The sequence below is a fragment of the Mesorhizobium sp. M4B.F.Ca.ET.089.01.1.1 genome, assembly GCF_004022605.1.
Lineage (GTDB): Bacteria > Pseudomonadota > Alphaproteobacteria > Rhizobiales > Rhizobiaceae > Mesorhizobium > Mesorhizobium abyssinicae.
Map to the genome: position 1 here is coordinate 1 of NZ_RZOS01000574.1, position 3,122 is coordinate 3,122.

The following is a 3,122-nucleotide window of genomic DNA, read 5'->3' on the forward strand; positions in this document are numbered from 1 at the left end:
TGCCTAGCGTGTCCTGCTTGGCGAACGTCCAGTACAGTTCGAGCGCCTTGCTGATCTTAATCCCCGGTTCGCGAGCGCCGCCGAGCACGGCGCGGGCCTCAATCTCGGCGGCGTCGCCATTGAGCTTCAGGGCCGACTCTACACGTTCAAGCAGCTTTTCGCGGGGGAGTTGGGCGACACGATCAGCGGGCAGGTAGCTGTAGCCGCGCACAGCGGCCAATTCCTTCGCCGCTGCAAACCGTCTCTCGGCATCGTCAGTTGCGCCAGCAAGGCTGGCCTCCCAGCCCTCAACCATGTGCGCCCATGCGGTCGGTGCTTTCTGTTCCGCTACGGTTTTTGAGTCGGTGTGCAGGCTAATCCATACCTGCTTCCGGGGCTCGATTGGGGCGTAGCGCTTCGGTACGCGGCGGACGATATGAAAGGTACGGTTTCGTAGGATTAGGTTCACGGTATGCCCAACCATTACGTTGTCTTAGTCAACATACCGATGGAGTGCATGATTGGCAAATTGTTTAGCGGAATGATTAGCAAATCTCGGCATGAAGAGCGCCCTTGCGCGCTCCAGAGTGCGGATTATATAGGATTTTCAAGGCGTTGAGGGAATGTCGAGCAAGCTAAAAGATTAGCAGATGGCTCCCCGGGCCGGATTCGAACCAGCGACCAACCGGTTAACAGCCGGTTGCTCTACCACTGAGCTACCGGGGAACAGAGGCTCTTGTGTGAGTGGCGCAGCCTATAGCAAACCCGTTTCGGCTTTGCAAAGAAGCATTTCACATTTTTTTCCGCCATTTTGTGCATGGCGCTTTCTGGCAATCGACGGCCGGGCTCCTCATATGAGCGGTTCCGCAAGGAACGTAGGGCTGCGAAAGGCGTTGCGGCCTTGGGCGGCCGATGTCTTTAATCGATGGGAACCGAGATCGAAATGACTGCAGCAGGCGACGACGCACCGGCACGGAAAATCACGGTCTTCGGCCGTGAGTTCACCATGCCGCGCTCGCGCGGACTCAGGATCGCCATCGGCGTCGTGCTGATTCTCGGCGGCATTCTCGGCTTCTTGCCCATCCTGGGCTTCTGGATGATTCCAATCGGATTGCTCGTGCTTTCCTACGAATTCGCCATGGTGCGCCGCCACCGGCGCCGCTTCGTCGTATGGTGGGAACGCCGACGCCGTCCGGATTGATTTGGCCGGTCGCTTTGCCGGCCTCTCGCAGACCTCCTGGAGGCCTCGCCCCGGAAATCGAACAGGGCGTGAAAAAGCGTTGGGGCGCTTCACGCCGCCGCAGCGCAAGCCGGGTGGCTCCGTCACAGGCGAAGCCTGCGCGCTCATGCAAACCGATCGGAAACGGTGTCCGCTGCTCGCATGAGGAAAGCGCCGGGAATGGCGCGCGGGCGCTTGACGGCCTTTCACCGCCAACATATTGAGTCCGCTCGGAACGCCGGGAGCAACGAGGCCTCGTGGCGGAGTGGTTACGCAGAGGACTGCAAATCCTTGCACCCCGGTTCGATTCCGGGCGAGGCCTCCAGTTGCCTGGGCTCCCTAGGGGAGCAGGCGTTCCGGTCGGATTGGACCGCGGTCGTGGCGCGGCAGGCGGGCCTTGTTGGGCGGATTGGTTGGAACGATGAGCGCTGATTTCTCCGAACGCCGCGTCAAGATGGTCGATGGCCAGGTCCGCACCACCGACGTGACCAGCGCGCCGTTGATCGATGCCATGCTTTCGGTGCCGCGCGAGAGCTTTGTCGGCGCCGGCCAGCGCGATCTTGCCTATATCGATGAGGACATTCGCATCTCCAGCGGCGCCAACGGCAGCGGCGCGCGCTATCTGATGGAGCCTTCGCCGCTGGCCAAGCTCTTGCAACTGGCCGAGATCGGCGCCGGCGATTCGGTGCTCGATGTCGGCTGCGGCACCGGCTATTCGGCCGCTCTTCTGTCGCGGCTGGCCCGCTCCGTGATTGCGCTGGAAAGCGATTCGGCGCTGGCGGAAATCGCCGGATCGGCGCTCTCGGCGCTGGCCTGCGACAACGTGACCGTGGTCACCGGGCCGTTGGCGCAGGGGCATGCCGCCAAGGCGCCCTACAATGTGATCTTCGTCGGCGGCAGCGTCGAGGAAGTGCCTGCCGCGCTGCTCGACCAGCTTGCGGAGGAAGGTCGTCTCGTCGCCGTGGAAGGTCAGGGCAATTCGGGCGTGGCCAGGCTCTTTTTCAAAGCAGGGGGGGTTGTAACGGGCAGACGCGCGTTTAATGCGGCAATTAAGCCACTACCTGGCTTTGAACGTACCCACGCATTTGAATTCTGAGCGTTTTTGCCTTGCAGTGAACGCGCTGTCGTGATCGCTTGCATTTGAACAATCGTTGCTGATCGCATAACCATGTATTCTCGGGGGCAGTCAGCGGGGGAACGATAGAAGCGCGGCGCCGGCTGCTCATGGATGAGCGACTGTCGTGGCGCGGTTCCCATGCAAACGAATGAGGGATATTACGTGCCGTCCGTACGCAAGACTGTTCTAGCCGCCATCCTGGTTTCCGCGACAGCGCTTTCGCCGCTGGCTGCCTCGGCGGAAACCATCACCGGCGCGCTTGCCAAGGCCTACCAGAACAATTCGCAGCTGAATTCCGCCCGCGCCGGTGTGCGCGTCACCGACGAAGGCGTGGCCATTGCCAAGTCCGGCTGGCGCCCGACCGTTACCGGTTCCGGCAGCATCGACTATTCGAGCAGCCATCTGAACGGCACCAACCAGAGTGTGCGCCTGACCACCGGCAATTTCGGCGTGCAGATCGACCAGACGCTGTTCGACGGGTTCCAGACCAGGAACAACGTCGCGGCCGCGGAAGCCCAGGTCCGGGCCTCGGTCGAAAGCCTGCGCAACACCGAGGAAAACATCCTGTTCAACGCGGCAAGCGCCTATATGGATGTCATCCGCGACCGTCAGGTGGCGGTGCTCACCGAACAGAACCTGCAGTTCCTGACCGAGCAGGCGCGCGCCGCGCGCTCGCGCTTCGAGGTCGGCGAAGGTACGCGCACCGACGTAGCCCAGGCCGATGCCTCGCGCTCGACCGCCGTGGCACAGCTCAGCGCCGCCCGCGCCCAGGCGCTGGCCAGTGCGGCGACCTATCACCAGATCGTC

The 3,122-nt window shown here is 62.3% G+C and carries 4 protein-coding genes and 2 tRNA genes; 4 read left to right on the top strand and 2 right to left on the bottom strand.

Going from position 1 to position 3,122, the window contains the following annotated elements; genetic code table 11:
- Positions 1 to 463 (bottom strand): DUF6538 domain-containing protein (locus EN780_RS30875; protein WP_348631281.1); only part of this gene is annotated, 463 nt, incomplete at its 3' end.
- Between the two features lie 167 nt (positions 464 to 630).
- Positions 631 to 705, bottom strand: a tRNA-Asn gene (locus EN780_RS30880).
- Positions 706 to 922: 217 nt separating this feature from the next.
- On the opposite strand from EN780_RS30880, the gene EN780_RS30885 reads away from it, so the two are divergent.
- The 4 genes from EN780_RS30885 to EN780_RS30900 all read left to right on the top strand — a co-directional run.
- Positions 923 to 1,180 carry a hypothetical protein gene (locus tag EN780_RS30885; RefSeq protein WP_127311795.1) on the top strand — a complete coding sequence of 86 codons (258 nt, stop codon included), beginning with the start codon at positions 923 to 925 and terminating at the stop codon, positions 1,178 to 1,180.
- A gap of 269 nt (positions 1,181 to 1,449) precedes the next feature.
- Positions 1,450 to 1,523 (top strand) — tRNA-Cys (locus tag EN780_RS30890).
- A gap of 96 nt (positions 1,524 to 1,619) precedes the next feature.
- A complete protein-coding gene (locus tag EN780_RS30895) occupies positions 1,620 to 2,294 on the top strand; it encodes a protein-L-isoaspartate O-methyltransferase (protein ID WP_128276172.1) in 675 nt (224 codons plus the stop codon).
- A 183-nt stretch (positions 2,295 to 2,477) separates the two neighbouring features.
- A partial coding sequence (locus EN780_RS30900) for a TolC family protein (protein ID WP_189556878.1) occupies positions 2,478 to 3,122 on the top strand: 645 nt, incomplete at its 3' end.